The organism is Bradyrhizobium sp. B120, from assembly GCF_049075665.1.
In the GTDB taxonomy this organism is placed as follows: Bacteria; Pseudomonadota; Alphaproteobacteria; order Rhizobiales; family Xanthobacteraceae; genus Bradyrhizobium.
Genome location: NZ_CP185242.1, coordinates 5,066,371 through 5,092,778 on the forward strand (window position 1 = coordinate 5,066,371; position 26,408 = coordinate 5,092,778).

26 protein-coding genes are annotated in these 26,408 nt (G+C 65.0%); 10 read left to right on the forward strand and 16 right to left on the reverse strand.

All coding sequences use genetic code 11. The features are described from left to right. Window positions 1-3 precede the first annotated feature (3 nt). Window positions 4-429, reverse strand: a complete 426-nt coding sequence (locus ACOIX3_RS23350; RefSeq protein ID WP_420964463.1) for a tautomerase family protein — start codon at window positions 427-429, stop codon at window positions 4-6. Window positions 430-538: 109 nt separating this feature from the next. Here ACOIX3_RS23350 and ACOIX3_RS23355 point away from each other — a divergent pair, with 109 nt between their 5' ends. Next, on the forward strand, window positions 539-1,396 hold the full coding sequence (locus ACOIX3_RS23355; RefSeq protein WP_420964464.1) for a LysR family transcriptional regulator: 858 nt from the start codon (window positions 539-541) through the stop codon (window positions 1,394-1,396). Window positions 1,397-1,414: 18 nt separating this feature from the next. On the opposite strand, the gene ACOIX3_RS23360 is transcribed toward ACOIX3_RS23355, so the two are convergent. From ACOIX3_RS23360 to ACOIX3_RS23380, 5 genes are all read right to left on the reverse strand, one after another. Beyond that, window positions 1,415-1,723 carry a hypothetical protein gene (locus ACOIX3_RS23360; protein WP_420964465.1) on the reverse strand — a complete coding sequence of 103 codons (309 nt, stop codon included), beginning with the start codon at window positions 1,721-1,723 and terminating at the stop codon, window positions 1,415-1,417. 126 nt (window positions 1,724-1,849) lie between these two features. Further along, entirely contained in the window at window positions 1,850-3,286 is a 1,437-nt protein-coding gene (locus ACOIX3_RS23365) for a TIGR01777 family oxidoreductase (RefSeq protein WP_420964466.1), read from the reverse strand. Beyond that, a complete protein-coding gene (locus ACOIX3_RS23370; protein WP_420964467.1) occupies window positions 3,283-3,948 on the reverse strand; it encodes a DUF4166 domain-containing protein in 666 nt (221 codons plus the stop codon). The genes ACOIX3_RS23365 and ACOIX3_RS23370 overlap by 4 nt, the downstream gene beginning before the upstream one ends. A gap of 26 nt (window positions 3,949-3,974) precedes the next feature. Then, a complete protein-coding gene (locus tag ACOIX3_RS23375) occupies window positions 3,975-4,532 on the reverse strand; it encodes a GbsR/MarR family transcriptional regulator (RefSeq protein ID WP_420964468.1) in 558 nt (185 codons plus the stop codon). Between the two features lie 31 nt (window positions 4,533-4,563). Beyond that, on the reverse strand, window positions 4,564-4,737 hold the full coding sequence (locus ACOIX3_RS23380) for a hypothetical protein (protein WP_420964469.1): 174 nt from the start codon (window positions 4,735-4,737) through the stop codon (window positions 4,564-4,566). A 32-nt stretch (window positions 4,738-4,769) separates the two neighbouring features. On the opposite strand from ACOIX3_RS23380, the gene ACOIX3_RS23385 reads away from it, so the two are divergent. Then, entirely contained in the window at window positions 4,770-5,582 is an 813-nt protein-coding gene (locus ACOIX3_RS23385) for a class I SAM-dependent methyltransferase (protein ID WP_420964470.1), read from the forward strand. 9 nt (window positions 5,583-5,591) lie between these two features. Here ACOIX3_RS23385 and ACOIX3_RS23390 read toward each other — a convergent pair whose 3' ends face one another. The 5 genes from ACOIX3_RS23390 to ACOIX3_RS23410 form a co-directional block, all read right to left on the reverse strand. Further along, window positions 5,592-5,891, reverse strand: coding sequence for an acylphosphatase (locus ACOIX3_RS23390; RefSeq protein ID WP_420964471.1), 300 nt, complete (start codon window positions 5,889-5,891; stop codon window positions 5,592-5,594). Then, a complete protein-coding gene (locus tag ACOIX3_RS23395; RefSeq protein WP_420964472.1) occupies window positions 5,888-6,754 on the reverse strand; it encodes an isocitrate lyase/PEP mutase family protein in 867 nt (288 codons plus the stop codon). Before ACOIX3_RS23395 ends, ACOIX3_RS23390 begins: the two co-directional genes overlap by 4 nt. A 123-nt stretch (window positions 6,755-6,877) precedes the next feature. Further along, window positions 6,878-8,893: an acetyl-CoA carboxylase biotin carboxylase subunit gene (locus ACOIX3_RS23400; protein ID WP_420964473.1), complete on the reverse strand. Its 2,016-nt coding sequence runs from the start codon at window positions 8,891-8,893 to the stop codon at window positions 6,878-6,880. A gap of 167 nt (window positions 8,894-9,060) precedes the next feature. Continuing rightward, window positions 9,061-9,267, reverse strand: coding sequence for a hypothetical protein (locus ACOIX3_RS23405; protein WP_016840474.1), 207 nt, complete (start codon window positions 9,265-9,267; stop codon window positions 9,061-9,063). A 53-nt stretch (window positions 9,268-9,320) separates the two neighbouring features. Beyond that, complete coding sequence (locus ACOIX3_RS23410; protein ID WP_283815118.1) at window positions 9,321-9,449, reverse strand: hypothetical protein; 129 nt, start codon at window positions 9,447-9,449, stop codon at window positions 9,321-9,323. Window positions 9,450-9,607: 158 nt separating this feature from the next. On the opposite strand from ACOIX3_RS23410, the gene ACOIX3_RS23415 reads away from it, so the two are divergent. Together ACOIX3_RS23415 and ACOIX3_RS23420 are read left to right on the forward strand one after the other, a co-directional pair. After that, window positions 9,608-10,405: a thermonuclease family protein gene (locus tag ACOIX3_RS23415; protein ID WP_420964474.1), complete on the forward strand. Its 798-nt coding sequence runs from the start codon at window positions 9,608-9,610 to the stop codon at window positions 10,403-10,405. A 91-nt stretch (window positions 10,406-10,496) separates the two neighbouring features. Next, window positions 10,497-12,965: a PAS domain-containing protein gene (locus ACOIX3_RS23420; protein ID WP_420964475.1), complete on the forward strand. Its 2,469-nt coding sequence runs from the start codon at window positions 10,497-10,499 to the stop codon at window positions 12,963-12,965. 19 nt (window positions 12,966-12,984) lie between these two features. Here ACOIX3_RS23420 and ACOIX3_RS23425 read toward each other — a convergent pair whose 3' ends face one another. From ACOIX3_RS23425 to ACOIX3_RS23440, 4 genes are all read right to left on the reverse strand, one after another. Beyond that, complete coding sequence (locus ACOIX3_RS23425) at window positions 12,985-13,281, reverse strand: septal ring lytic transglycosylase RlpA family protein (RefSeq protein WP_420964476.1); 297 nt, start codon at window positions 13,279-13,281, stop codon at window positions 12,985-12,987. A 107-nt stretch (window positions 13,282-13,388) separates the two neighbouring features. Beyond that, a complete protein-coding gene (locus ACOIX3_RS23430; RefSeq protein WP_420964477.1) occupies window positions 13,389-16,100 on the reverse strand; it encodes a bifunctional diguanylate cyclase/phosphodiesterase in 2,712 nt (903 codons plus the stop codon). Between the two features lie 132 nt (window positions 16,101-16,232). Then, complete coding sequence (locus tag ACOIX3_RS23435; protein ID WP_420964478.1) at window positions 16,233-16,751, reverse strand: hypothetical protein; 519 nt, start codon at window positions 16,749-16,751, stop codon at window positions 16,233-16,235. A 146-nt stretch (window positions 16,752-16,897) separates the two neighbouring features. Continuing rightward, window positions 16,898-17,392: an ArsI/CadI family heavy metal resistance metalloenzyme gene (locus tag ACOIX3_RS23440; protein WP_420964479.1), complete on the reverse strand. Its 495-nt coding sequence runs from the start codon at window positions 17,390-17,392 to the stop codon at window positions 16,898-16,900. Window positions 17,393-17,486: 94 nt separating this feature from the next. On the opposite strand from ACOIX3_RS23440, the gene ACOIX3_RS23445 reads away from it, so the two are divergent. The 5 genes from ACOIX3_RS23445 (at window position 17,487) to ACOIX3_RS23465 (ending at window position 24,693) form a co-directional block, all read left to right on the forward strand. Next, window positions 17,487-17,714 (forward strand): hypothetical protein, encoded by a 228-nt coding sequence (locus ACOIX3_RS23445; RefSeq protein ID WP_420964480.1) that lies wholly within the window; start codon window positions 17,487-17,489, stop codon window positions 17,712-17,714. Window positions 17,715-17,806: 92 nt separating this feature from the next. Next, window positions 17,807-18,157: a hypothetical protein gene (locus ACOIX3_RS23450; RefSeq protein WP_420964481.1), complete on the forward strand. Its 351-nt coding sequence runs from the start codon at window positions 17,807-17,809 to the stop codon at window positions 18,155-18,157. Between the two features lie 113 nt (window positions 18,158-18,270). Beyond that, on the forward strand, window positions 18,271-19,494 hold the full coding sequence (locus ACOIX3_RS23455) for an efflux RND transporter periplasmic adaptor subunit (RefSeq protein WP_420964482.1): 1,224 nt from the start codon (window positions 18,271-18,273) through the stop codon (window positions 19,492-19,494). Continuing rightward, window positions 19,487-22,711 carry an efflux RND transporter permease subunit gene (locus ACOIX3_RS23460; RefSeq protein WP_420964483.1) on the forward strand — a complete coding sequence of 1,075 codons (3,225 nt, stop codon included), beginning with the start codon at window positions 19,487-19,489 and terminating at the stop codon, window positions 22,709-22,711. Before ACOIX3_RS23455 ends, ACOIX3_RS23460 begins: the two co-directional genes overlap by 8 nt. A gap of 140 nt (window positions 22,712-22,851) precedes the next feature. After that, window positions 22,852-24,693 carry an alkaline phosphatase family protein gene (locus tag ACOIX3_RS23465; RefSeq protein ID WP_420964484.1) on the forward strand — a complete coding sequence of 614 codons (1,842 nt, stop codon included), beginning with the start codon at window positions 22,852-22,854 and terminating at the stop codon, window positions 24,691-24,693. Window positions 24,694-24,774: 81 nt separating this feature from the next. On the opposite strand, the gene ACOIX3_RS23470 is transcribed toward ACOIX3_RS23465, so the two are convergent. Beyond that, entirely contained in the window at window positions 24,775-25,317 is a 543-nt protein-coding gene (locus ACOIX3_RS23470; protein ID WP_420964485.1) for a hypothetical protein, read from the reverse strand. A gap of 428 nt (window positions 25,318-25,745) precedes the next feature. Between ACOIX3_RS23470 and ACOIX3_RS23475 the strand changes: the two genes are divergently transcribed. Then, complete coding sequence (locus ACOIX3_RS23475; RefSeq protein ID WP_097675150.1) at window positions 25,746-26,405, forward strand: peroxiredoxin; 660 nt, start codon at window positions 25,746-25,748, stop codon at window positions 26,403-26,405. Window positions 26,406-26,408: the final 3 nt, after the last annotated feature.

Sequence of the window (26,408 nt, forward strand, 5' to 3'; positions counted from 1 at the left end):
GGCTTACGCCGCCTTCTGCGGCGCGACCTCGAGCTTGCCGGCGATGTAGCGCCGCTCCTGGGTCAGCCCGCCGAAGCCGTAGGCATCGCCCCTCACCTCGTCGACGTGGGCGTAGCTCTCGGTGTGGAGCGGGCCGAGCAATTCGCCCATCCGCTTGAACAGCGCGGCGAGATAGGCCGCCTTCTCGTCCTTGGTGTTGGTGCCTTCGGTGACGTGGATGTCGAGCCAGTAGCTCGCGAGCCCCTGCTCGGCGAGCGACTTGCCGCCGGCGAACCAGTCGGCGGCGTCGGCGGACTTCACGATGATGGCGGTGACCTTGGGGTCCTTGTGCAGAATCCCCGCAGTCAGGTCCGACACGGCAGCGGCGATGTCGGACTTCAGCGACGGCCTCTCGCGGGAGGTCGCATAGGTGACGGTGATGAGCGGCATGAGCGGTCTCCTTGAATCCGGTTGGCGCGGGTCAATCGCGCCTCCTCTAGCTAGACCTTTGCGCATCATCTTGGTATCTTATCTAGATGGATAGCAATGATAACGTTTGTTGATCATGGCGCTCGATATCGACACCGTGCAGGCCTTCCTCCTCGTCGCCGAGCTGCAGGGCTTCACCCGTGCCGCCGAGGCGCTCGGCACCACGCAGGCGGCGATCAGTATGAAATTGCAGCGGCTCGAAACCGTGCTCGGCAAGCGGCTGGTCGAGCGTTCGCCGCGCGCGGTGCGACTGACCGCCGACGGCGCGGCATTCCTGCAGCACGCCCGCGCGCTGATCGAGGTGCATGATCGCGCGTTGTCCGGCGAGAAGCCGGCGCGGCAGCAACTCACGCTGGGAATTAGCGATCACGCCGCGGGTCCGGAGCTGGTGCCGCTGCTGGAGCGGCTGCACGCGATGGCCTCGCAGCTTGCGCTCGCCGTGACCATCGGCTTCTCGCGCGAGATGCTCGACGCCTACGATGCCGGCGAGCTTGACGCCGTGATCGTACGCCAGGAAGGCAGCCGGCGTGGCGGCGAGAAACTGACCGAGGACGAATTCGGCTGGTTTGCCGCCAAGCGCTTCGTCTGGCCGCGCGGCGACGCACTGCCGCTCGCTACGCTGGCACCGCCCTGCGGCGTGCGCGCCCTTGCCATGCGATCGCTCGACAAGGCCGGCATCGCGTGGACCGAAAGCTTCGTCGGCGGCGGCGTCACCGCAGTGGTCGCAGCCGCGCTCGCCGGCCTTGCCGTCGCACCGCTCGTCCGCCGCATCGCGCCGCCGGGCCTGATCGACATCGGATCCGCGCACAAGCTGCCGCGGCTCGGCGCGTCAAAGGTGATGCTGCATTCGAAGGTCGGCGATCCCGCGAAACTCGCGGCATTGCGGACGCTGGCAGCGACGTTCCGGAGCGTGGCGTCTGCGGCGTAGTGCGGGCGTAGCTCTGCGTCACGAGGAATGCTCGGCGGCCTCTAGCTCTCGCACCACAAACCAGTAGGTCAGGCCTGCGACAAATCCGGCAGCGACGAACAGGCAGACAAGTCCGGATGTCCAGACGGCCGGAGACCGCAGCAGCACCGTGATGCTCAACGCGCCGATCGCTGCACCTGCACCGGCGAAGAACCCCGCGGATCGGATCCGGAACTGCTCGCTTAGCCAGATTGCGATCGCTGCGGGAATCGCGGTCAGCAGGCATGTGACGACAAAGACCAGGAATGTGGGAAGCAGAAGCGCGATGGCGCCTCCCAGCAACCTCATGATGTCGCCGCCGGATGCGACCATCAAGAGGGTCTGGACAACGGCGGAGAGAACCGCAGTTGCGGCTCCGCATCCGGCGAGCCAACCTCCAAATGCACGGCAACCGTCATCAGACATCTCACCTCCTCACAAGATCGCATCGAACGCGCTGCGCAAGGTTTCGTGGCGGAACACAAAGCCGTTGCTCAGCGCCTTGTTCGGCAGCACGCGTTGACCACCGAGCAGGAGCTCATTGGCGAAGTCGCCGCCGACGGCACGGAGCAGCGCGGCAGGGACGCGGAAGATCGCGGGCCGGTGCAGGCGGCGTCCCAGCTCCTCGGTGAACTTCGTATTGGTCACCGGGATCGGCGCCGTCGCATTGACCGGTCCCGACAGTTCAGGTTTCGCGATCACATGCGCGATCAGGCGCATCAGATCGTCACGCTCGATCCATGACATCCACTGCTTGCCCGAGCCGAGCGGGCCGCCGAGACCGAACTCGAACGGCGTCAGCATCCGCGTGATAAAGCCGCCGTCGGTGCCGACCACGAGACCGGTCCGCAGATGCGCGACGCGCACGCCATGATCGGCAGCGGGTTTGGCCGCATTCTCCCAGGCCTCGCACAGTTCATGACTGAAGCAAGCGTGGGATTTCGCCGACTCCGTCAGCACCTGGTCCTGCCAGAGACCGTACCAGCCGATCGCCGAGCCGCTCACCAGCACCGCCGGCTTGCGTTCGAGCCGCGCGATCAGCCTGATCACCTCGGCCGTCATGTCGACACGCGAGGCGATGATCTTGCGGCGCTTGGCTTCAGTCCACAGACCGTTACCGATCGGCTCGCCCGCAAGATTGACGATGGCGTCGATCCGAGAGTCCACGGGCAGCTGATCGAGGCTGGTGATCAGCGTCACCGGCGGCAGCAGCATCTCGGCCTTCGCCGGATTGCGGATCAGCGCAATCACCTGATGGCCTGACGCAGTGAGGCTTGCGGCCAAGCGGCTGCCAATGAAACCGGTCGCACCGGTGATGAGCACGGTCTGCCGCACCGGCAATTTCTCGACCAAGGTGGCGGCCGGCACGCTGACCATCCGTCCCAGCCGGCTGGCCGCGGCAAAGTCGCGCGCACCGAACAGCGCCGCGCCGAAGGCCGCGGCGGTTGCGAGCAGGCTTAGCAGACCCGCATAGGCCGGCACGACAGCCGTCGGCAGCATCGCCCAGCCGATCAGCACCGGCACCAGCAGCACCAGGATGGCGCCGTAGTTGATCGCGAGCAGCGTATGATTGATCCGCTCGCTCGGCGGCAGCTTTCGGCTCAGATCCTCCTCGACGAAATCCATCAGCGTGATGACGACCTCGACGACCAGTACGGCCATGATGCCGATCGCGAGAATGCCGTGCACCTCAAGCCAGCCGAGCACGAGGAACAGCAGCGCATAGAGCATGTTCCGCACGCTGTGCAGCTGCAGCTCATGGCGCTGCGAGGGACGCCAGGCCAGCCGCTCGGTGAATTCGTGGTGATAGAAGGTATCGAACGCGCCCATCGCGATCTGGATGGCGACGAGGGTCCACAGCAGCGGCGTCATGACGAAGCCTCCCTGAACACGGCGGACTGACGGATCAGCCGGCCAAAACGCGGGTGGATGATCTCCAGCGTGAAGCGGAAGTCGCCGCAGCCGAGATCGGAATGGGTCACGGTGAGATCGCCAGGCGTGAGCCATTCGGGCAATTGCATCCGAAACGGCCCGAGCCGCAGCGAATAGCCGACGCTATGAAACACCAGCGCCTCGTGCTCGACCGCGATCCGCAGCGCCATGCTGACGCCGAAGCCGACATACTCCTCGAGCCCGGTGGGCCCGGCAAAACGCTTGGCGGAATGAATCACCTGCGGAAAGCCGTCGCGGCGCGCGCAGATGCGGGTCCAGATCTGGCCGCCGCTGGCGGCGTCCTCGGTAACGGTGACGATCATCGGCACGCCGGTCTCGGTGCCGGTTGGAAGCGGTCCGCCGATCAGCCGCGCGGCCTGTGCCAGCCACCAGCCGGCGCGGCTACTCGAGGCTTCCTCGACCTCGCCGACATAGACGACGGTGTTGCCGTCCTCGAACCGCTTCGAGAAGCGTCGCCAGATCGCAACCGGCAGGCGGCCCCAATCCTCGTCGGGCAGCAATGCGCGGAAGCGATGATCGTCGAGCAGTTTTGTATCGGAAGCCGATGCTGTCCTTAAGGTGGATATCCTTGCTGACGCCATCGCACGCTCCCGTTACGCCGCCGCCCCTATTTGGCTCTGCCTGTCGGCAGGAAACTCACGATCTTCTCGCCGAGCCTGATCAGCGCGACCAGGCGCGGCCGCGGCACGTTCAGCATCTGCGTGTACCAGCGGTCGACCAGCTCGGTGAACGTCAGCATCTCCTTCAGCCGCTTGCTGGCGAGCGGGCTGATGGCGGGATCGTCGGCCGCGTCGGAGACGCAGGCGCGCAGTGCCGCAAGCGCGGGATCGATCTCGCGCTCCTTGCGCCCGGCCGCGATCTTGGCCGCGACCTCCCAGATGTCAGTCTCGGCCTCAAAATGGTCGCGGCGGTCGCCAAGGATCGGCACCCGCCGGATCAACCCCCAGGACAGCAATTCCTTGATCGAATTGGAGACGTTGGAGCGCGCCATGCCGAGCGTGTCGGCGATGTCCTCCGCGGTCATCGGCGCCTCGGCGAGGTAGAGCAGCCCGTGGATCTGGCTGACCGAGCGGTTGACCCCCCATTGGTCGCCCATGTCGCCCCAATGCAGGATGAAGCGCTCGACGGCGGCGGGAAGTTTCTTCTTGGCGGTTATTTCTGTCATGACAGAAATATCAGACTGTTCGGAGCAGAAGTCAAGGGTCATCGATGCCGCCAGAGACGCCGCGCGACGCACCATGCCCCTCGCCTGTGTGACCCCAGCGAAGGTGATCGTCACAGATGACGAATTTTCCTTTGTCGCGACCGACGTCTTCGTCCAAGCTCATCCGGGTGGACGATTTTTCGGCCGGATCGCGGGCTGTCGACATGAGCCAGCTTCACGGCCAACAAGGAGCTTGCGATGCCCGCGTCCGACAAGGAGTTCGTTGGGTCCATTCCAGAACTTTACGACCGGCTCCTCGTGCCGATGATTTTTGAGCCCTACGCACGCGATCTCGCACAACGCGCCAAGGCCATTGGCCCGCGCGACCTGCTTGAGACGGCCGCAGGCACCGGGGCCGTCACCCGCGCGCTGTCGTCAGCGCTCGGCCGCGACACCCGCATCGTGTCGACCGACCTGAATGAGCCGATGCTCGAGCGGGCGAAATCGCGGATGCCGGACGCGGCTGATATCAGGTGGCGGCAGGCCGACGCGCTCAACCTGCCGTTCGACAATGCGAGCTTCGATGTCGTCGCCTGCCAGTTCGGCGCGATGTTCTTCCCCGACAAGCCCAAGGGCTATTCGGAGGCTCGCCGTGTCCTGAAGCCGGGCGGCCGTTTCCTGTTCAGCATGTGGGATCGCATCGAAGAGAACGAGTTTGCCGACGTGGTGACCCAGGCATTGGCAGAGGTCTTCCCGGCCGATCCGCCGCGCTTCCTGGCGCGCACGCCCCATGGCCACTACGCGACAGACCCGATCCGGGCCGATCTTTTGGCCGCGGGCTTCAGCAAGATCGAGATCGACACCGTCCGGGAGCAAAGCCGGGCGAACGCGCCGCACGATCCGGCGATCGGTTTTTGCCAGGGCTCACCGCTGCGCGGCGAAATCGAGGCGCGCGGAGGTATCGGCCTTGATGCTGCGACCGAGCACGCCGCATCGGCGCTCGCGCGCCGCTTCGGCAAGGGCGCGATCGAAGGCCGCATTCAGGCGCTGGTGATCACGGCGGTCGCGTAACGCCGCGCGTCATACCGTCGGCAGGACCGAGAACCGCTCCGCTGCCCGTCGCAGGTTTAGAAGATCGGAATTGCCTGATACGGCATGCACGGCATCGACCCGCGCCGAGAACGGTCCGCGGCCGCAGGCCGCGATCATGTCAGCGACGACGGCCTCGGGGCCAGCGAACACCGCCTCGACACTGCCGTCGCGGCGGTTGCGGACCCAGCCTTCGAGGCCGCGCGAGTTCGCCTGCTCGTCGACCCAGGCACGATAGCCGACGCCCTGCACCCGGCCGCTGATGGTGACATGGCGGATCACGCCGCTCATTTCTTCAGGCCGAGGAACGCGCCGCTGCGCGCCTTGGCCTCCGCCTCGCGCATCACGCGGCTGGTCAGTTCGGACGAGGCGATGCCTTTCAGATTCTTCGGCGAGGTGCCGTCGCGCAGCGCCTTCAACGTTTCGTAGACGGCCTGGGTTGCGGCCGCGAACGGCGCGTGGCCCTGCAGCGCGATCCTGACGCGCTGGCTTGCCAGATAATCCAGCGCGGTCATCTCCTCGGGCGCGCCGCCAAGCACGATCGGCAGCCTCGTCGAAGCCGAGAGCGCCTCCAGTTCGCCGCGCGATTTGATGCCGGTGAAGAACAGCCCATCGACGCCGACCGCCTCATAGGCCCTGGCGCGTGCGATCGCGTCGTCGAGATCAGTGATCGAGACGGCGCCGGTCCGGCCCAGGATGACAAGCGACGGATCGCTGCGGCCGTCAAGCGCGGCCTTCATCTTGCCGACGCCTTCCTCGAGCGAGATCAGCTGCGCCTTGGCCTGGCCGAACGCCTGCGGCAGCAACGTGTCCTCGATGGTGAGGCCGGCGGCGCCCGCGGCTTCCACTTCCTGAACCGTGCGACGGACATTGAGCGCGTTGCCGTAGCCGTGGTCGGCATCGACCAGCACAGGCAGGGTCGACGCACGCGACATCCGGCGTATCTGCTCGGCGAATTCCGTCAGCGTGATCAGCGCAATATCGGGATCGCCGAGCACGGCGAGCGATGCCACCGAGCCGCCGAACATGCCTAGTTCGAAGCCGAGATCCTCCGCAATCCGGATCGAGGTCGCGTCATAGACCGAGCCCGGGCGGATGCAGGTTGATCCGCTCAGAATCGATCGCAGTGCTTCGCGGCGTTTGCGGAAAGCCATTTGCTATGTCCCCATTCTCGTCATTCCGGCGCAATCCGAAGCATCGAACCCTCAGGTGCGCAACTGCGCACCGAGAATCTCGAGATTCCGGGTTCTCGCTTCGCGAGCCCCGGAATGACAATTTCAGGCGAACTCCAGGATCAGCGCGTCGACCGCGAGCGTGGCGCCGGCGGCGGCGTGGACCTTCTTGACCGTGCCGTCGCGCTCGGCGCGCAGCACGTTCTGCATCTTCATGGCTTCCACCACCGCGAGCGTCTCGCCGGCCTTGACCTCCTGGCCTTCGGTCACCGCGATCGACACCACGAGCCCGGGCATCGGACACAGCAACTTCTTGCCGGTGTCGGCCGCCGAGGTCACCGGCATCAGCCGCGCCGAGGTCGCCTCGGTCTCGGTGAAGACGGAGACCGGCACCTCATAGCCCTGGTGCGCAAGGCGGAAGCCGTTGTTGATCGCGCGCACTTGGACGGCGACAAAATTGCCGTCGATGGTGCCCTGCCACACCGGCTCGCCCGGCGCCCAGCTCGACACCAGATTGTGCGGATTGCCCGGCAGCCCGTCGGCGCCGACGAAGCGCACCGCGATGGCGTCATCCTCGCGCGCGACGTCGAGCGCGATCTCGGCGCGGTCGAGCCACACCGCGCGGCGGCGCTCACGCTGCACCACACGGCCGCCCATCTGGCCGGAGATCTGCCGCTTACGCTCGCCGAGCACGTGATCGATCGCGGCACCGACTGCCGCGAGCCGCCGCGCGATCTCGCCCTCGGGGGCACGCGCGGAAAATCCCTTCGGGAATTCTTCCGCGATGAAGCCGGTCGAGAGCCGGCCCTCGCGCCAGCGCGGATGGTTCATCAGCGCCGACAGGAACGGAATGTTGTGCCTGATGCCGTCGACATAGAAGGCGTCGAGCGCGGTCGCCTGCGCCTCGATCGCCGCGGCGCGCGACGGGGCATGGGTGACGAGCTTGGCGATCATCGGATCGTAATGGATCGAGATCTCGCCGCCCTCCTGCACGCCGGTGTCGTTGCGGATCGTGATGCCGTCATGGCTGGCCTCAGCCGGCGGGCGGTATTTCACCAGGCGGCCAATCGACGGCAGGAAGTTGCGGAACGGATCCTCGGCATAGACGCGGGACTCGACCGCCCAGCCGGTCAACGTGACGTCCTTCTGCGCGAGCGCGAGCTTCTCGCCGGCGGCGACGCGGATCATCTGCTCGACGAGGTCGATGCCGGTGATCAGCTCGGTGACGGGATGCTCGACCTGCAGACGGGTGTTCATCTCCAGGAAGTAGAAGCTCTTGTCCTGGCCGGCGACGAATTCCACGGTGCCGGCCGAATCGTAGTTCACCGCCTTGGCGAGCGCGACCGCCTGCTCGCCCATCTTGCGGCGGGTCTGCTCGTCGAGCAGCGGCGACGGCGCTTCCTCGATGACCTTCTGGTTGCGGCGCTGGATCGAGCACTCGCGCTCGCCGAGATAGATCACGTTGCCATGCTTGTCGCCGAGGATCTGGATCTCGATGTGCCGGGGATCGACGATGAATTTCTCGATGAAGACGCGGTCGTCGCCGAACGACGACTTCGCCTCGGCCTTGGCGAGGTTGAAGCCTTCGGCGACTTCGCTCTTCGAATGCGCGATGCGCATGCCCTTGCCGCCGCCGCCGGCGGAGGCCTTGATCATCACGGGGTAGCCGATCTCGTCGGCGATCTGGACGGCGTGCTTGTCGTCCTCGATGACACCGAGATGGCCGGGCACGGTCGAGACCTTGGCCTTAGCCGCGGCCTTCTTGGATTCGATCTTGTCGCCCATCGCGGCGATGGCGCCGGGGTTCGGGCCGATGAAGACGATGCCGGCGGCTTCCAGCGCGCGCGGAAACGCCTCGCGCTCGGACAGGAAACCGTAGCCGGGATGCACAGCCTGTGCGCCGGTCTTGCGGCAGGCGTCGACGATCTTGTCGATCAGAAGATAGCTCTCGGCGGCGGCGGGCGGGCCGATCAACACGGCGTCGTCGGCCATCTCCACATGCAGCGCGTCGCGGTCGGCCTCGGAGTAGACGGCAACCGTCTCAATCCCCATACGGCGCGCAGTCTTGATGACCCGGCAGGCGATCTCGCCGCGGTTGGCGATCAGGATTCGTTTGAACATGCTCTTCTTGCTTGGGCTTTGGGCAGGATTCCTCCCCCGCGCAATCCGGCACGGGCGATTGGCGTAACCACTCCGTGGTACAGCAAAATGCCCCGGAGGCAAATCCAGACCGGGCCCGGCGCCTGGCCTGTCCTTGCCAAGTCCTTGGCGGTAGCCGGAGGGGTCGTTCAGCCCGAATAAGTCTTGAAGCGGCCGCGCGAATGCGCCTTCGCGACGGCCTTCATCAGCTCGCTGACCTCATTCTCCAGGAATTCATTGGCCACGATCAGCGCCCGGATGGTCGCGCGCAAATTGCCGCCGCACGCGGAAATGGCCTGATCGACAGCCGCTTCCAGCCCGTCATCGTCATCAGATTCGGGCCGTGCAGACATCATGGGGCATCCGGGATTCAGGTGGCACATCATGTTCCTATTTTGTTCTCATGAAGTCAATCGGATCTTTGCTCGGAAGCCGTCTGCCGAGGCGCCTCCCGCTTCCGCCGCCAGCGCGCGAGACATTGCAGGGTCCAGATGTCGGTGATGACATCGGCAATGAGGTTGATGATGAACTCGGCCATATCGGCATCCCTTCGATAGCAATGTCCGGCCGTTCTACGTCGCGGAATGCCGATCGGGATGTGACGGCGCGCACGCATCTATTGCGAACAGGCCTTGGTTGGATCGTACCTGCCTGTGCTAGAAGTTCGGCTGCCCGCCAAAAATCTGAAGTGAGAAAATGCGGTTTCGGAATCCGGTCATCACGACGCTTCTCCTGACATGCCTGTCCGCGAGCCCTGTCCTGTCTGCGACGGCTGCGCTGTCTGCAACCGGTGGCCCCTCGGCCACGGCGATCGTCAAGGACGCCGGCACCGTTCAGCTCGGCAGCACGGTCTATCGGCTCGACGGCATCGACGCGCCGGCGGCCGACCAGCTCTGCATCGACGAGCACGCCGACGTCTGGACCTGCGGGATTGAAGCGCGCGACCAGCTGACAAAGCTGATCGGCGGCAAGCCGATTCATTGCGACGATATCGGCGTCGATCCGACCTTCAAGAAGCGCCGCCTCGGCGTCTGCAAGCTCGAGGGCGACCCGACCAGCCTCAGCCAGGTGATGGTTCAAAAGGGCTACGCCCTCAACGTCGAGACATCGGCCACTGGCCGATTCAAGCCGGATCAAGCCACCGCCAAGGACAGTCGTGCTGGGCTGTGGAAGGGCTGCTTCGTGGCGCCGCGCGATTTTCGTCTCGGCAAGAAGGACGGTGCCCTGCTCGGCAACGCCTGCCCGGCCGACCGTGACACGCAGATCCGCAATGCGCTCTTCCCCGACGACCTGCCGATGCCGGCGAGCTGCAACATCAAGGGCAAATACGCCGTGCGTGCCCGCGTCACCGGCAATGTCGGCATCTATCACCTGCAGGCGTGCCGCAGTTACCCGGGCCTCGGCAATCCGGATCGCTGGTTCTGCTCCGAGGAGGATGCGCAGGCCGCCGGGTTCCGCAGGGCCTATAATTGCCGGCCGCCCAAAGGCAAATGAAGGGCAAGTGAAGAGCGAGTGATCGCCGCAAATCACGCTGGAAAAGCCGCCTCTTCCTGTGTGAAACTGCACCGAGAGGTTGCCGGCGCGTATGACCCCACCCGATCCCGCTGATGTGCTTCCCGAAGCTGCGGCAGCCGAACGGCTGCGGCAGCACCTTGAGGAGATCGCGCGCGAACGCGACCGCGCCCATCGCGAGCTTCAGGAGCGCGAGGCCGAGCTGGCACGGATCCAGCGTATCGCGCGGGTCGGCGGGCTCGAGATCGATTTCCGCGACGGCGTGCGCAACCGCCGCTCTCCCGAATATCTGCTGGTGCACGGCCTGCCGCCCGAGGAGGTCAACGAGACCTATGAGAACTGGGTCGCGCGCATCCATCCCGATGATCGCGAGCGAACCATCAGGCATCTGTTCGGCGTGCTGAAGGCCGGCGGCGAGGATTACACCGCCGAGTACCGCATCATCCGCCCGAACGACGGCGAGAGCCGCTGGATCCGTGTCGTCGCCAAGATCGACCGCGACCGCAACGGCCGCGCGCTGCGGCTGGTCGGCGCCGATCTCGACGTCACCGATCAGATGCTGGCGCAGGAAACCCTGCGCGAGAGCGAGGAACGCTTCCGCCTGATCGCCGACAGCGCGCCGGTGCCGATCTGGGTGACCAAGCTCGACCGCACCCGCTCCTTCGCCAACCAGGCGTATCTCGATTTCCTCGGCCTGCCGTTCGAGGAAGCCGTCGTGTTCGACTGGCGCAAGGCGCTGCATCCGGATGATCTGCCGAACATCCTGCAGGAGCAGATCACCGGCGAATTGTCGCTCAAGCCGTTCGTGCTCGAGGCACGCTATCGAAACGCGGCAGGCGATTGGCGCTGGCTGCGCTCGGAATCGCAACCGCGCTGGGACCCGAACGGCAAGCATATCGGCTTCATCGGCGTCGCCCACGACATCACCGCGGCCAAGGAAGCCGAGATCGAGCTGCGCAAGCTCAACGAATCGCTGGAGCGGCGCATCCTGGAGCGCACGGCGCAACTCGAATCCCGTGAAGCGCAGACCCGCGCGATCCTGGAAACCAGCCATCAATATCAGATGCTGCTCAACCGGGATGGCGACCTGCTCTACACCAACCAGACCGCGCTGGCCGGCATCCGCGCCGAGGCCACCGACGTCGTCGGCAAACCGTTCTGGGACACGCCCTGGTTCACTGCGACCGACGGCATGCCGCGCATGATCCAGAATGCCTTTGCGACCGCGATGCGCGGCGAGGACGTTAAGATCGAGCTGCAGCTGCACCTGCCGATCGGCGAGCGCTATTTCGATTTCGCGATGCGCCCGCTGCAGGACCAACACGGCACCATCGTCGGCGCGGTGCCGGAGGCCGTCGACATCACCGAACGGCGCCTCGGCGAGGAAGCCCTGCGGCAGTCGCAGAAGATGGAAGCGGTCGGCCAGCTCACCGGCGGCGTCGCGCACGACTTCAACAATCTGCTCACCATCATCCGCTCCGCGACCGACTTCCTGCGCCGCCGCGAGCTGCCGGACGAGCGGCGACGCCGCTACATCGATGCGATCTCCGAGACTGTGGAGCGGGCCTCCAAGCTCACCGCGCAGCTCCTGGCATTTGCGCGCCGGCAACCGCTCAATCCTGAAGTGTTCAATGTCGGAACGCAGGTCGACAGTGTGACGCAGCTGATCCGCCCGCTGGTCGGCGCGCGGATTCACATCGAGGTCAGGATCGACGATCCCGACTGCTTTGCGATCGCCGATATCGGTCAATTCGAGACTGCGATGATCAACCTTGCAGTCAACGGCCGCGACGCCATGAACGGCGAAGGCCAGCTGACGATCAGCGTCAGGAAGGTCAAGCACATCCCTGCCCTGCGCGCCCAGGCCTCGCGCAGCGGCGATTTCGTGACGGTCTCGATCCAGGATACCGGCACCGGCATCTCGCCGGAAAATCTCGACGCGATCTTCGAACCGTTCTTCACGACCAAGGAGGTCGGCAAGGGAACGGGCCTCGGATTGAGCCAGGCGTTCGGTTTCGTCAAGCAGTCCGACGGCGACATCGAAGTCACCTCAACGCCGGGGCATGGCGCGACCTTCACCATCTATCTGCCGCAGGCGATGCGCCCGGCGGACGCCAAGGTCGCGGCCAGCGCCGGCATCGAGCAGGCCTCGATCGGCCGCGGCTATCGCGTCCTCGTGGTCGAGGACAACGACGATGTCGGCCAGTTCTCCACCGAGCTGCTCGAGGATCTCGGCTATTCGGTCAAGCGCGCAGCGAACGCCAACGCGGCGCTGTCGATCCTCTCCGAGAACGAGTTCGCCGCCGACCTCGTGTTCTCCGACGTGATCATGCCCGGCATGAATGGCGTCGAGCTCGCCGGCGTGATCCGCGATCGCTTTCCCGGCCTGCCGGTGGTACTGACCAGCGGCTATAGCAACGTGCTCGCCGAGAATGCGCATAGCGGCTTCGAGCTGATCCAGAAACCCTATTCGGTCGAAGCGCTGTCGCGCACGCTCCGCAAGGCGATCGCCGAGCAGCGGGCGACCGCCTCAAAACCCTGATCCCACCGCCGGCTGCGCGCTACTCGATCACCACATGCGCGACGCCGAGCTGAAGGATGCCGAGCGCGCGGGCCGCGGTGGTCGAGACATCGATGATCCGTCCGCGAATGAACGGTCCGCGGTCGTTGACCCGGCAGCGGATCGATTTCCCGTGATAGGACACCGTGACCATGCTGCCGAATGGCCGTTTGCGATGCGCGCAGGTCATCTCGCCGCTCCTGCCGATGCCATGATAATAGGACGCAAGGCCACTCTCTGCGTTCGCCATGCACGAGGTAAACAGCAGCATGGCCGCGGACGTTATTGCGGTCTTCATTGATTGCCTGCCGGTCGAGCCCCGCAATGGAACGCGGTTCCACGGTTTCGGTTCCGCGCCTGACACGTCGGCAGGTCGATTTTTTGGAACTTTTCAGCGAGAGCCGCTCAGGCGGCGTCCTCGACGCTATCGGCCGCGAGCAGCGTCCGGAGATCCTGCGCCGGAACCGGCTTGCTGAACAGATAGCCCTGCATCTGCGTGCAACCGAGCATCTGCACGGTGTCGCGCTGCTGATCGGTCTCGACGCCCTCGGCGGTCGTGATCATGTTGCGGTCGGCCGCGATCGAGACCACCGCGCGAATGATCGAGGCCGAGCCGCTGTTGCGGGTGACTTCCTTGACGAAGCTGCGGTCGATCTTGATCTTGTCGAACGGGAAGCGCTGCAGATATTGCAGCGACGAGTAGCCGGTGCCGAAATCGTCGAGCGCGATGTGAACACCGAGCGCGCGCAGCTGGCCGAGCGTGACCAGCGCCGCATCGTCGTCGGCGATCAGCACCGCCTCGGTGATCTCGAGCTCGAGCCTGCGCGGGTCGAGCCCGCTCTCGGCGAGTGCGCTCGCAACCTTCAGCGCCAGCGTCTCCGACTTGAACTGGATCGGCGAGACGTTGACCGCCAGGCGCACATGCGCCGGCCAGGCCGCGGCCTCAATGCAGGCGGTGCGCAACACCCACTGGCCGATCTCCTCGATCAGGCCGGTTTCCTCGGCGACCGGGATGAACTCCGCCGGAGAGATCATGCCGCGTACAGGATGCCGCCAGCGCAGCAGCGCCTCGCAGCCGGTCACCTCGTCGCTGCGCAAGTCGACCAGCGGCTGATAGTGCAGCTCGAAGCGGTCCTCCGCCAACGCACTTCGCAGATCGGCCTCCAGCGCGCGGCGCAGATTGGCCTGCTTCTCCATCGCCGGGTCGAAGAAGCGATAGGTCCTGCGGCCGGCGGCCTTGGCCGCGTACATGGCGAGATCGGCGCATTTGAGCAGGCCGAACAGGTCGGAGCCGTGGCGCGGGGCGATCGCAATGCCGATGCTGGCGTCGCTCGACAGCCAATGACCATGGCAGTCGAACGGCGCCCGCAGCGACTGATAGACGCGCGCGACCAGATCGTTGACGTCCTCGTCCGATATGATGTCATGCTGGACGATCGCGAACTCGTCACCACCGAGCCGCGCGATGAAGTCGTTCGATCCGACCGACTGGCGCAGCTTGTCGGCCACGCGCCTCAGGAATTCATCGCCGATCGGATGACCCAGCGTGTCGTTGATCCGCTTGAACTCGTCGATATCGATGTAGTGGATCGCGAACTCGCGGACGACAGCCTCGCGCAACAATTCCTCCGCGTGACGCTGGAACAGCGTCCGGTTCGGTAGATTGGTCAGGGCATCGTAATGCGCGAGATACTCGATCTGCGCCTGCGCACGCCGCCCGTCGGTGACGTCCTCGAGCGTGGTGGCCCAGCCGCCGTCGGGTGCGCGCTTGTAGATCAGGCGGATGCTGCGGCCGTCGGGCGTCATGATCACCGAGTCGCGGATTTCATCACCCCTGGGGTCGATGAACCGCGCACAATATTCATCGACATCGCCGACGAATGAACCGAGCGCCTGGCGATGCAGGATCAGATCGCGCAGATGGCAGCCGGGCCTGGCGACATCGGGCGACAGACCGAACATGTCGATGTATCGCTGGTTGCAGATCACGAGCCGCGCCGAGGCGTCGAACAGCAGGAGCCCCTGCGTCATGGTGTTGATGGCGGTGTCGAGATGCTGGCTCTTCTCGGACAGCCGGCGCTGCGCCGCATCGTGCTGCCGCTGCAGCTGGCGGACGATCAGGAAGACCGCGAAGCTGATGATCAGTACCGCCAACACGGCCGCGCAGAATTGCAGCTTGGTCTGGGCACGCCAGTCCTCCAGCGCGCTCGATGTCTTCGTGGTGGCAAGGATCAGGATTGGAAAATGCGACAGCGATTTGACCGCGCCGACGTTCTCCTCGCCAGAAGCGCCAACGAACCGTCCCGACGTGTTGCCGCCAAAGCTGATGACCTTTTGGAACACTGGCAGGTTGATGATGTTGCGGCCGATCACGCCGGCATCCTGCGGATAGCGCGCGATGATCGTGCCGTCGCGGTGGATCATCGAAATTACGGTGTCGCCGCTCAATGCCAGCGAGGCGAGGAAATCCTCGAAATGGCTGGGCTCGACGCCGCGGCTCGCAAAGCCGATGATCTCGCCGTTGCGCCCGGTGATCTTGCGCGCAAAGATCGTGGTCCAGTTGCCGGTCACCTTGCTCATCGCAGGTTCGACGATCACCGGCGACGTCGGCCGTCCCGAGGTGAACTCCTGGAAATAGCGACGTTCCGCAATGCTGATGTCGGGCACCGGCCACATCTCGGACGAGTTGATCAGCCATCCCTTGGCATTGAACAGATTGAGCCCGCCGACATGCGGCAGCGCGGCCAGCCGCGTGCGCAGCATCTCGTGCGCGCTCAGCAGCGACATGTTCTTTTCGAACTGATCGGCAGTCTCGACCTGCTCCGACCGCAGATAGTTCACGATGTCGTCGTGGACATGCTGGAGGTCGCTGAGCTGCTGGTCGAAGTGCCGCGACAGCAGCAGCGCGGTGTTGTTGAGCTCGCGTTCGGACATCTCCAGCGCGCGCTCGCGAAACTGCAGCGCGAGGTATCCGGTGCCGAGCGTAATGGCGAGCACCAGCAGCGCGGCGCTCAGGACGAGCCACTGAATGGCACCCATCCTGGTGGCGCGCAGCACACCCTTGATCGACAGCCGCCGGTGCTCCGGCTTCACGCTGTTCGTTGAGATAACCGACATTTTCCTGCCCCTGCGGGTGCCCTTCTACGGGAGCACAACCCAAGGGGTCGTTAGGAAAATCAGTTATCGGACTATTAAGGTGGATGAGTAGCTGAGCGCGATCAGCACGGGAGTCCTCAGGACGCGACCGCCTCAGGCGACCCCGGTCGCCTCCTTCAGGCTGCACTCGATCAACGCGCCCTCGATGCTGAATTTCGAGAATGGAGAGAACGGCGTCGCGGCCTTGAGCGCGGCGAAGAATTGCGAGTCGCCAGGGCTCTTGAGCAGAAAACGGATGTGGCTGGCCGCCAGCGCATCGCGCGACAACCAGACGACGCCGGAGAACAGCGCCACGAGCATCTGCGCGTAATCGCCGACATCGGCGAGGCCGAGATCGTAGATCGGAGACACATTGATGAAACGCGCGCTGAGCGCCGGCGACGTGTATCGGCTCATCAGGAGGCGCCTGACCTGGCAGACCGCGTGGACCCGTTCGCCGTCGGTCAGGTGATACAGTCCCTGACTGTCACCTTCCCTGGCGGTCAGCGCTTCAAAGGCACCGATGCCGCCAAAGGTGGCAAAATCCTCTCCGACGCCTTCAGCGTCCTTCTTCCATTGTGCCTTGATATGACGCCAGGACCGCTCAGGATCCTTGATTGGCAAAAGCCGCATGGTTAAGGGGCTGTTAGCACGGAGGGGGGTAGTCGCTGGGATAATATGTCGCAGGCATTAAGCTTTTGCTTACAGCGGTAGCCGGCTGCGCCGACATGACGCCTGCCCCGCGACGTCTTGCCGTTGGTATGCGCGACAGCCCGAGCTCACGATCTGCAGCAAGCCGAAGCCTCGGGCGGCGCGGCCTCCGGCTGTGGCGCACAACAGGCGCTCTGCTGCCCGTCCAGCTTCTCGTGCGCGACGCGCGCGGTCCGCTCGCCGCTGCCGTCGCCATAGACGATGCTCTCACTCGTCGTATGGAAGGTCTCCCACGCGATCCCCGCGGGATCGTCGATCCATGATTTCTCGGACTCGGCATAGCAGCACACCGTCTGTCCCTGCTCGATCACCTCGCCGCCCGCCTTGCGCAGCCGGCCATAGACCTCGCCGAGCTCCTCGGCGCTCTCCACCTGAATGCCGAGATGATCGAGCCCCGGCTCGCGGCCGCGGGTCGAGATCGCGAAGTTGACCCGGGGATCGTCGAGCATCCATTTGGCATAGTCGGATTTAACGACCGACGGTTCGGCGCCGAACAGCGCCGAGTAGAAGCCGACCGATTGTTCGATGTCCTTGACAGCGACGTGAACATGCATGCGCTTCATGGGGGCAATCCTTTCGGACGGCGACGCTGGATGGATATTCCAGCCCAAGCATGCTCAGATATCAACAGCGTTACAACAGGAGTCCTGCTGCGGAATGGATGCGCTCACGCTGTTCGGTTTGTTCGCCGTGACGATGATGCTCGTCTGCTACGCAGCCGAGGATCGCAGCCCGTGGTTCATCCTGGCCTTCGCGATCTCCTGTGCGCTCGGCTCGGCCTACGGCTTCCTGCAGGGCGCCTGGCCGTTCGGCCTTGTCGAAGCGATCTGGGCCGTCGTCGCGGCGCGCCGCTGGCTGATGCGCCGAACCGCAGAGAGCCTGTAACGTTATAGTATCCACGGCTAATCTGTCGCGGACTTGAACTTGAATGCGCGCGGTCGCGGCGCTAATTAGGGCCCATGGACGCTTCGCGCACCATGATTCAGTCTTCCGCTCATGCAGCAGGATCGCGCCGCTGGCGCAGCCTGCTTGCGGGGCTGATTTCGCTTGCGCTGGTGCTGTCGTTCTTCCACGGCTGGGCCTTCGACGGCGATGACGATGCAGCTCCCGGCTTCTCGATCGCCCAGTCGATCAACGACACCGGCGGCAAAGCTCCCGCGCATCCGGCCTCACTGCACGGCGATCACTGCCTGACCCACGTCGCCTCCGTGGCGGCGCAGGAGACGGCAGTCACGATCGCCTATGCGCCGCATAGCTATGGCGACAGCAGCATCGGGCTGCCGGCGTCAGCCGATCGCCTCTCCCCCTTCAAACCACCCCGCGCCTGATCAGGTCGGCATGACCGGCCGTGCGCCGCTGCCATCCGGTAGCGCGCACGCTTCCGCACAGATCGATGTCGCGACAGCGCAGGGCCATCGGCATGCGCTGCGGAGAGGCGCATATGAAACGGGTTGTTCTATTTTTCGCGGGCGTGGCTGCCGGCATTGCACTGATCATTCTGGCGGCCGGATGGATCGGCTGGCCGGTCAAGTTCCCGGCCACGACGCAGGAGACGGCGGTCACCGGCGTACCGAAGGTTGCGGCCACGCATGAGGCTCCCGGACATATCGAGCTGAGCGAAGACCAGATTCGTGAATCCGGCATCACGCTCGCGCGCGCCAGCGGCGGCATGCTGAAGCGGCATTTCCTCGCGCCGGGATCGCTGATCCCCGACGCCGATCATATCGGCCGCGTCTCGGTGCGCGTGCTCGCGACGGTCACGGAACTGCGCAAGCGTCTCGGCGACGTGGTCGAGAAAGGCGAGATCGTCGCTGCGATCGAGAGCCGTGAGGTTGCCGACGCCAAGAGCGAATACCTCGCCGCGCGGCTCACCAACGACCTGCAGCAGACGCTCTACGCGCGACAGAAGACGCTGGTCGAGACCCGCATCGTCTCGGAAAACGAGTTCCTGCGCACGCGGCTGACCGCCAACGACGCCCAGATCAAGCTCGACGGCGCGCGGCAGAAGCTGTTTGCGCTGGGCCTGTCGGAAAGCGAGATCGCCGATCTGCCGAACCAGCCGCCCGAAAGTCTGCGGACCCAGTTCCTGCGCGCACCGATCAGCGGCCGGGTGTCCGAACGGCGGGTCGATCTCGGCGGACTGATCGGGCGAGAAGGCCAGGAAAGCGAGCTCTACGTCATCGTCAATCTCGACGACATCTGGGTCGATCTGGCGGTGTCGCCTGAGGACATCAGCGCGGTCCGCGAAGGCGTTTCGGTCAAGATCCGCGCCATCGGCACCGAGGATGAAGCCAATGCCGGCGTGATCTTCGTCAGCCCCCTGCTCGACCGCGAGACCCGCAATGCCCGCGTGATCGCGACCATGCCCAACAAGGATCACCGCTGGAAACCGGGCACATTCGTCACCGCGGAGGTCCCGCTGTCGGGTGCGCCATCGACCGTGGTGGTCTCGAAGAAGGCCATTCAAACCATCAAGAGCACGCCGACCGTATTCGTGCGTGATGCCGACGGCTTCGAGGCGAGGTCGGTGCGGACCGGCAGGGAGGACGACGACGACATCGAAATCGTCGCGGGTCTTGCCGCCGGCGAGACCATTGCGGTGCAGAACACCTTCACATTGAAGGCCGAGGTCGAGAAGGACGAAGCGGAGCACGGCCATGATTGAGCGCATCATCGGTCTTGCGATCCAGCGGCGCTGGGTGGTCGTCACACTGGCGGCGGTCCTGATGTTCCTCGGCGGCCTCGCATTGACCAAGCTGCCGATCGACGCAGTGCCCGACATCACCAACAAGCAGGTCCAAATCAACACCGTCGCCCCGGCGCTGTCGCCGGCGGAAATCGAGAGGCAGATCACCTTCCCGATCGAGACGGCGCTGGCGGGCGCGCCAGGGCTGGAGAGCACGCGGTCGCTCTCGCGTAACGGCTTCTCGCAGATCACGGCGGTGTTCAGCGAAGCCACCGATATCTATTTCGCCCGCCAGCAGGTCGGCGAGCGTCTGACCGAAGTGCGCGCGCGCCTGCCGCAAGGCATCGAGCCGCGGATTGGCCCGACCACGACGGGTCTTGGCGAAATCTACATGTGGACCGTGCACTACTCCGGCCAGAAGGTGCAGAGCGACGGCGCGCCGGGCTTGCAGAGCGACGGCCGCTTCCTGACGGCGGACGGCCAGGTGCTGCAAAGCGAGGTCGAGAAAGACGCCTATCTGCGCACGGTGCAGGACTGGATCATCAAGCCGCAGATCAAGATGGTGCCTGGTGTCGCCGGCGTCGATTCGATCGGCGGCTATCTCAAGCAGTATCAGGTCCAGCCCGATGCAGCGAAGCTGATCGCGCTCGGCCTTACCTTCGCCGACGTCGCCAAAGCGATCGAGAGCAACAATGTCAGCCGCGGTGCGCGCTATATCGAGCGCAACGGCGAAGGATTCGTGGTCCGCTCCGGCGGCCGCCTCGAGAACATCGAGGAGCTCGGCGCCGTCGTCGTCACCACCCGCGGCGGCGTCCCGGTCCGGATTCGCGACCTCGCCTCGCTCTCGATCGGCGGCGAGACCCGCACCGGCAGCGCCAGTGAGAACGGCCGCGAGGTTGTGGTCGGCACCGCACTGATGCTGATCGGCGCCAACAGCCGCACGGTGTCGGCGGCGGTCGATGCCAAGCTGCGTGCGATCACGCCATCCTTGCCGGCGGGCGTCGCAGTCGAGACGGTGCTCGATCGCACCCAACTGGTCGATGCGACCATCGGTACCGTGGCGCGCAACCTCGGCGAAGGCGCGCTGCTCGTGATCGCGGTGCTGTTCGTGCTGCTCGGCAATTTCCGCGCGGCATTGATCACGGCACTGGTGATCCCGATCGCGATGCTGATGACCGCGATCGGCATGTGGCAGGGCCGCATCAGTGCCAATCTGATGAGCCTCGGTGCGCTGGATTTCGGCCTGATCGTCGACGGCGCCGTCATCATCACCGAGAACAGCCTGCGTCACCTCGCCGAGAAGCAGCACGCGCTCGGCCGCGTGCTGACGCGCGACGAGCGGCTGGCGACGGTGCGGGCGTCTGCCGTGGAAATGGTGCAGCCGAGCCTTTATGGGCAGGCCATCATCCTGCTGGTCTACGTGCCGCTCCTCACCTTCACCGGCGTCGAAGGCAAGATGTTCGAGCCGATGGCGCTGACCGTGATCCTCGCGCTCGCTGCGGCCTTCGTGCTGTCGCTGACGCTGGTGCCCGCGCTGATAGCGATCGGCATCACCGGCCGCGTCCAGGAGAAGGAGAACTGGCTCGTTGCCGCATTGAAGCGCGGGTACATCCCGCTGCTGCGGCGCGCGGTTGCAACGCCCCTGCCTGTCATCGCGGTGGCGGTCGTGCTGTTCGCGACCGCCTTGTTCGGATTCTTCCGGCTCGGCCAGGAGTTCATCCCCTCGCTCGACGAGAAGAACATCGCCATGCACGCGCTCAGAATTCCGAGCACGGCGCTGTCGCAGTCGCAGGCGATGCAGCTCTCGGTCGAGAAGGCCGTCAGCCGCTTCCCGCAGGTGTCGTTCGTCTTCTCCAAGACCGGCACCGCGGAGGTGGCGAGCGACCCGATGCCGCCGAACGCGTCCGACACCTTCATCATCCTGAAGCCGCGCGCGCAGTGGCCGGATCCATCGCTGACCAAGGAGCAGGTGATCGAGGATATCTCGAAGGCGGTCGGCCGGCTGCCGGGCAACGTCTATGAATTCACCCAGCCGATCCAGATGCGCTTCAACGAACTGCTCGCCGGCGTTCGCGGTGACATCGCGGTCAAGGTGTTCGGCGACGAGTTCGAGCCGATGCAGAAGGCCGCCAACCAGATCGCCGCCGCGCTGCGCGGCGTCCGCGGCGCGACCGACGTCAAGGTCGAACAGGCCGGCGGACTGCCCGTGCTCGAGATCAAGGTCGACAAGGCGGCGATCGCCCGGCGGGGCCTGAGCGTCTCCGAGGTCCAAGACGTGATCGGTGCCGCGGTCGGTGGCCAGGATGCCGGCGTCGTCTACGAGGGCGATCGCAGCTTCGACATCGTGGTGCGACTGCCGGAGAGCGTGCGCTCCGATCTCGAGGCGTTGAGCAATTTGCCGGTCGCCTTGCCGAAGGCAACGCCGAGTTCGCCCGTGCAGAGCCTGCCGCTCAACCGCGTCGCGCAGTTCTCCTTCACCGAGGGGCCGAACCAGATCAGCCGCGAGAACGGCAAGCGCCGCATCGTGGTGACGGCCAATGTCCGCGGCCGCGATCTCGGCTCGGTGGTCGAAGAAGCTCAGGCAAAGGTCACGCAATCGGTGCAGCTGCCGCCCGGCTACTGGATGACCTGGGGCGGCCAATCGGAAAATCTCGCCGCGGCGCGCCAGCGCCTTGCCGTCGTGGTGCCGGCCTGTTTTGCGATGATCTTCCTGTTGCTGCTGGCGGCGATGGGCTCGACGCGCGATGCGCTGCTGGTGTTCAGCGCGGTGCCGCTGGCGCTGACCGGCGGTATCGCTGCGCTGTGGCTGCGCGGCATGCCGTTCTCGATCTCGGCGGCGGTCGGCTTCATCGCGCTGTCGGGCGTTGCGGTGCTGAACGGGCTCGTGATGCTGAGCTTCGTCAGGCAATTGCGCGAGCGCGGCGTGCCGATGCGGGAGGCCATCGAGCAAGGCGCCCTCACCCGCTTTCGGCCCGTGGTGATGACCGCGCTGGTGGCCTCGCTCGGTTTCGTGCCGATGGCGTTCGCCACCGGCACCGGCGCCGAGGTGCAGAAGCCGCTCGCCACCGTCGTGATCGGCGGCCTGATCAGCGCGACCCTGCTCACGCTCGCCGTCCTGCCCGCGCTCTATGCACGGTACGGGCATGCCGGCAGCGCCGCGCGCAATGAGAGCACCGCGGTCCAGCCCGCGGAATGACGGTGGGTTGACCGGGCCGTCGCCAAGAAAAATCCGGCAGTTACAGCGCCGCCCCGGCGCTGTAACATTTCTGTCATGTGGCAAAACTAAACGAAAGCTGCGGCGGGCTGCCGCGGGGCTTCATCAGGGGGAATAACAAAATGCGCCATGCCATTACACTACTGTCCGCGAGCATGATCGCGCTCTCGGCCGGCGCCGCTTCCGCGCAAAATGCAAAACCCCGCAACCTCATCCTGTTCGTCCCCGACGGCCTGCGCGGCGGCATCGTGACGCCGCTGACGGCGCCTGCGATGGCCGAGATCCGCGACAAGGGTGTCCACTTCAAGAATTCGCATTCGCTGTTCCCGACCTTCACGATGGCGAACAGCTCGGCGCTGTCGACCGGCCACTATCTCGGCGACACCGGCACCTTCTCCAACACGATCTTTACCGGCTACACCTCGGTGCCCGCCGGCGACACCGTGGTCCCCTTCATCGAGAACGACGCCGTGCTCGCCGATATCGACGATCACTTCAATGGCGACTACCTCAATGAGGAGACTCTACTGAAGATGGCCCGCGGCCAGGGTTTCAGCACCGCAGCCATCGGCAAGCTCGGCCCGACCCTGCTGTTCGACCACACCGACCGCGGCAAGAACACGATCGTGGTCGACGATTCCACCGGCGGCAAGGCCGGCGTGCCGCTCTCCGACGAGATGAAGGACGCGCTGACCAAGGCCGGCCTGCCGCTCGCCACCCCGAGCCGCGGCGACAATGCCAAGGCCGGCGACGCCAAGACGCCGGGCACCACGGTCGCCAACGTCGCGCAGCAGGCCTACATGGCCGATGTTGCGACCAAGGTCGTGCTGCCGATGTTCAAGGCGCGCAACAAGCCGTTCGTGCTGGTGTTCTGGTCGCGCGATCCGGACGGCAGCCAGCACAACACCGGCGACAGCCTCAACACCATCACGCCCGGCATCAACGGCCCGACCTCGATGGCCGGCATCAAGAATGCCGACAACAACCTCGCCCAGCTCCGCAAGGCGCTCGACGAACTCGGGCTCGCCGCCAACACCAACATCATGGTCTCCTCCGACCACGGCTTCTCGACGATCTCGAAGGAAAGCAAGACCAGTCCCTCGGCCAAGATCGCCTATGACGACACACCGAAGGATTTCCTGCCGATGGGCTTTCTGGCGATCGATCTCGCCAAGGCGCTGAACCTGCCGCTGTTCGATCCCAACGACAAGAACGCCAAGGTCGCCGACAATGCCCACCCGAAGGCCGGCAACGGCGTGCTCGGCCAGGACCCGGCCAAGCCTGACGTCGTGATCGCGACCAATGGCGGCTCGGACCTGATCTATCTGCCGAACCGAGACAAGAAGCTCGCCGACCGCGTCATCAAGTCGCTGCTGGAGCAGGACTACGTCAGCGGTCTCTTTGTCGATGACAAGCTCGGCAACTTCCCCGGCACGCTGCCGATGTCGAACCTCAATCTGAAGGGCAAGGCGGTGACGCCGAACCCGTCGATCGTGGTCAACTTCCGCTCCTGGTCGAGCGGCTGCGAGATCCCGACCAACTGCTCGGTGCAGATCGCCGATACCGTGCTGCGCCAGGGCCAGGGCATGCATGGCAGCTTCAGCCGCGGCGACACCTACAACTTCACCGCGGCAATCGGCCCCGACTTCAAGGCGGGGTATGTCGATCCGCTGCCGGTCAGCAACGCCGACGTCGGCATGACCGCGGCGCAATTGCTCGGCCTGCGCGCGCCGAACAATGGGGGGCTGATCGGCCGGGTGATATCGGAAGCGCTGCCGAACGGCATCGTGCCGAAGATGGCCGAGGGCACCATCACGTCGAAGAAGCCTTCGGCCAACGGCCTGCGCACCGTGCTGAAATTCCAACGGGTACTCTCGACCCGCTATTTCGACGTCGCCGGGTTCCCGGGGCGGACGCTCGGGCTCGAGGAGAGCGGCGGCAAACAGAAAACGGCGGGGAAGTGATCCCCGCCGCTCTCGTTTGAAGCTATTGGTTCGGGGTAATGCACAGGCATCATCCCGGATGATCACCATCATCCCGAATGATCACATCATCCCGATGTCGAGCACGTTGGGCAGCTGAGCTGCGAGCGGCAGCGCAGTCGCGCCGACCAGCGTCGCCACCATCGCCGCGAGCGCACGACCGGTGCGGCGCTGACCGCGCATCCGGCCCGCGATCCATTCCAGAACCTTGGTGTCCATCTTGGTGCCTTGTGTCGGCGCCCAGCGATCGATGTTCGTGTCCGGCGACAGCGCCACCGTGCGCGGCGGCACCGGCAGACCGGACTCGGAGGCGGCATGATGGGCGATCGCTTTGGCGAGCAGGTCGTCGAACCGGCCGCCATCGCTGCGCTCGGCAGCAGCCTCGTTGATCGCGAACAGCGCCTCGATCTCCGCCCGGCTGACCGGCTGATGCTCGACCGCGGCCGCCGTCAGGATGCGCGCGCACCAGGCAGCGTCATCGGCATCGAGTGACCGGGAGAAATGGATGCGGCCCTTGGTGGTCGGGCCTTCGCCGGTGATCACGCCGTCGCGCACGATGGTCAGCGCATGGGCGGCGGTCCTTGCGGCAGGACGGATGCAACGCACCGCTGAGAGCCTCAGCGGTCTTGGTACTTGGGGTAGACATTGTGGGAGCTTTCAATTCCTATCTGAGGCCAGCTTTTCCATGCGGGCGTAAACGAGTGGTTAATGATTCGGAACTTGGGTTCCGAGATTTTTAGATGGTTGCTATTTGGTCGATTTAAACGCTGTCACGGTTCAGTCCTATAGCAGCCGGGGCCGGCGTGATGACGGCGATAAGCGGCTTTATCTGGGCATTTCCAAGCTTTTGTGCCGCAACTGATATTTCGTCGCAGGAGTACGGATCAAAACAAGTTGCTTGGAATTCCACCCTCAAGGAGAAATGTCTTACCTTTTTTCAGAATCCGTTCACTTAAGCCTTGTCCCGTCCTATACTGGAACCGACGACCTCAAATACAATTTTAGCTGCAACATCAAAGAGATGAGGTAAAATCATGGCACTTCAGATTGGCGCCGTCGCCCCCGACTTCGAAGCTGAGACCACCGAAGGAAAGATCAAGTTCCACGACTGGATCGGCAGCAGCTGGGTGCTTTTGTTCTCCCATCCCAAGGACTTCACCCCGGTTTGCACCACCGAGCTCGGCACGCTCGCCCGCCTGAAGCCCGAATTCGACAAGCGCGGCGTCAAGCTGATGGGCCTGTCGGTCGATCCGGTCGACCGTCACGCCAAATGGTCCGAGGACATCAAGGAAACCCAAGGCGCGGCGCCGAACTATCCGATGATTGGTGACACCGATTTCAACGTCTCGAAGCTCTACGACATGCTGCCGGCCTCGACCTCGGGCGATCCCCTCACCCGCACGCCGGCGGACAATCAGACGGTCCGCAACGTCTTCATCATCGGCCCCGACAAGAAGATCAAGCTGGTGCTGGTCTACCCGATGACCACCGGCCGGAACTTCCAGGAGATCCTGCGCGTCATCGACTCGCTGCAACTCACCGCCACGCACCGCGTCGCCACCCCCGCCGACTGGAAGCAGGGCGAGGACGTGATCATCGCCGGCTCGGTCAGCAATGACGAGGCCAAGACGATCTATCCGCAGGGCTGGAAAGAACCGAAGCCCTACATCCGCATCGTGCCGCAGCCGAAGTAACTG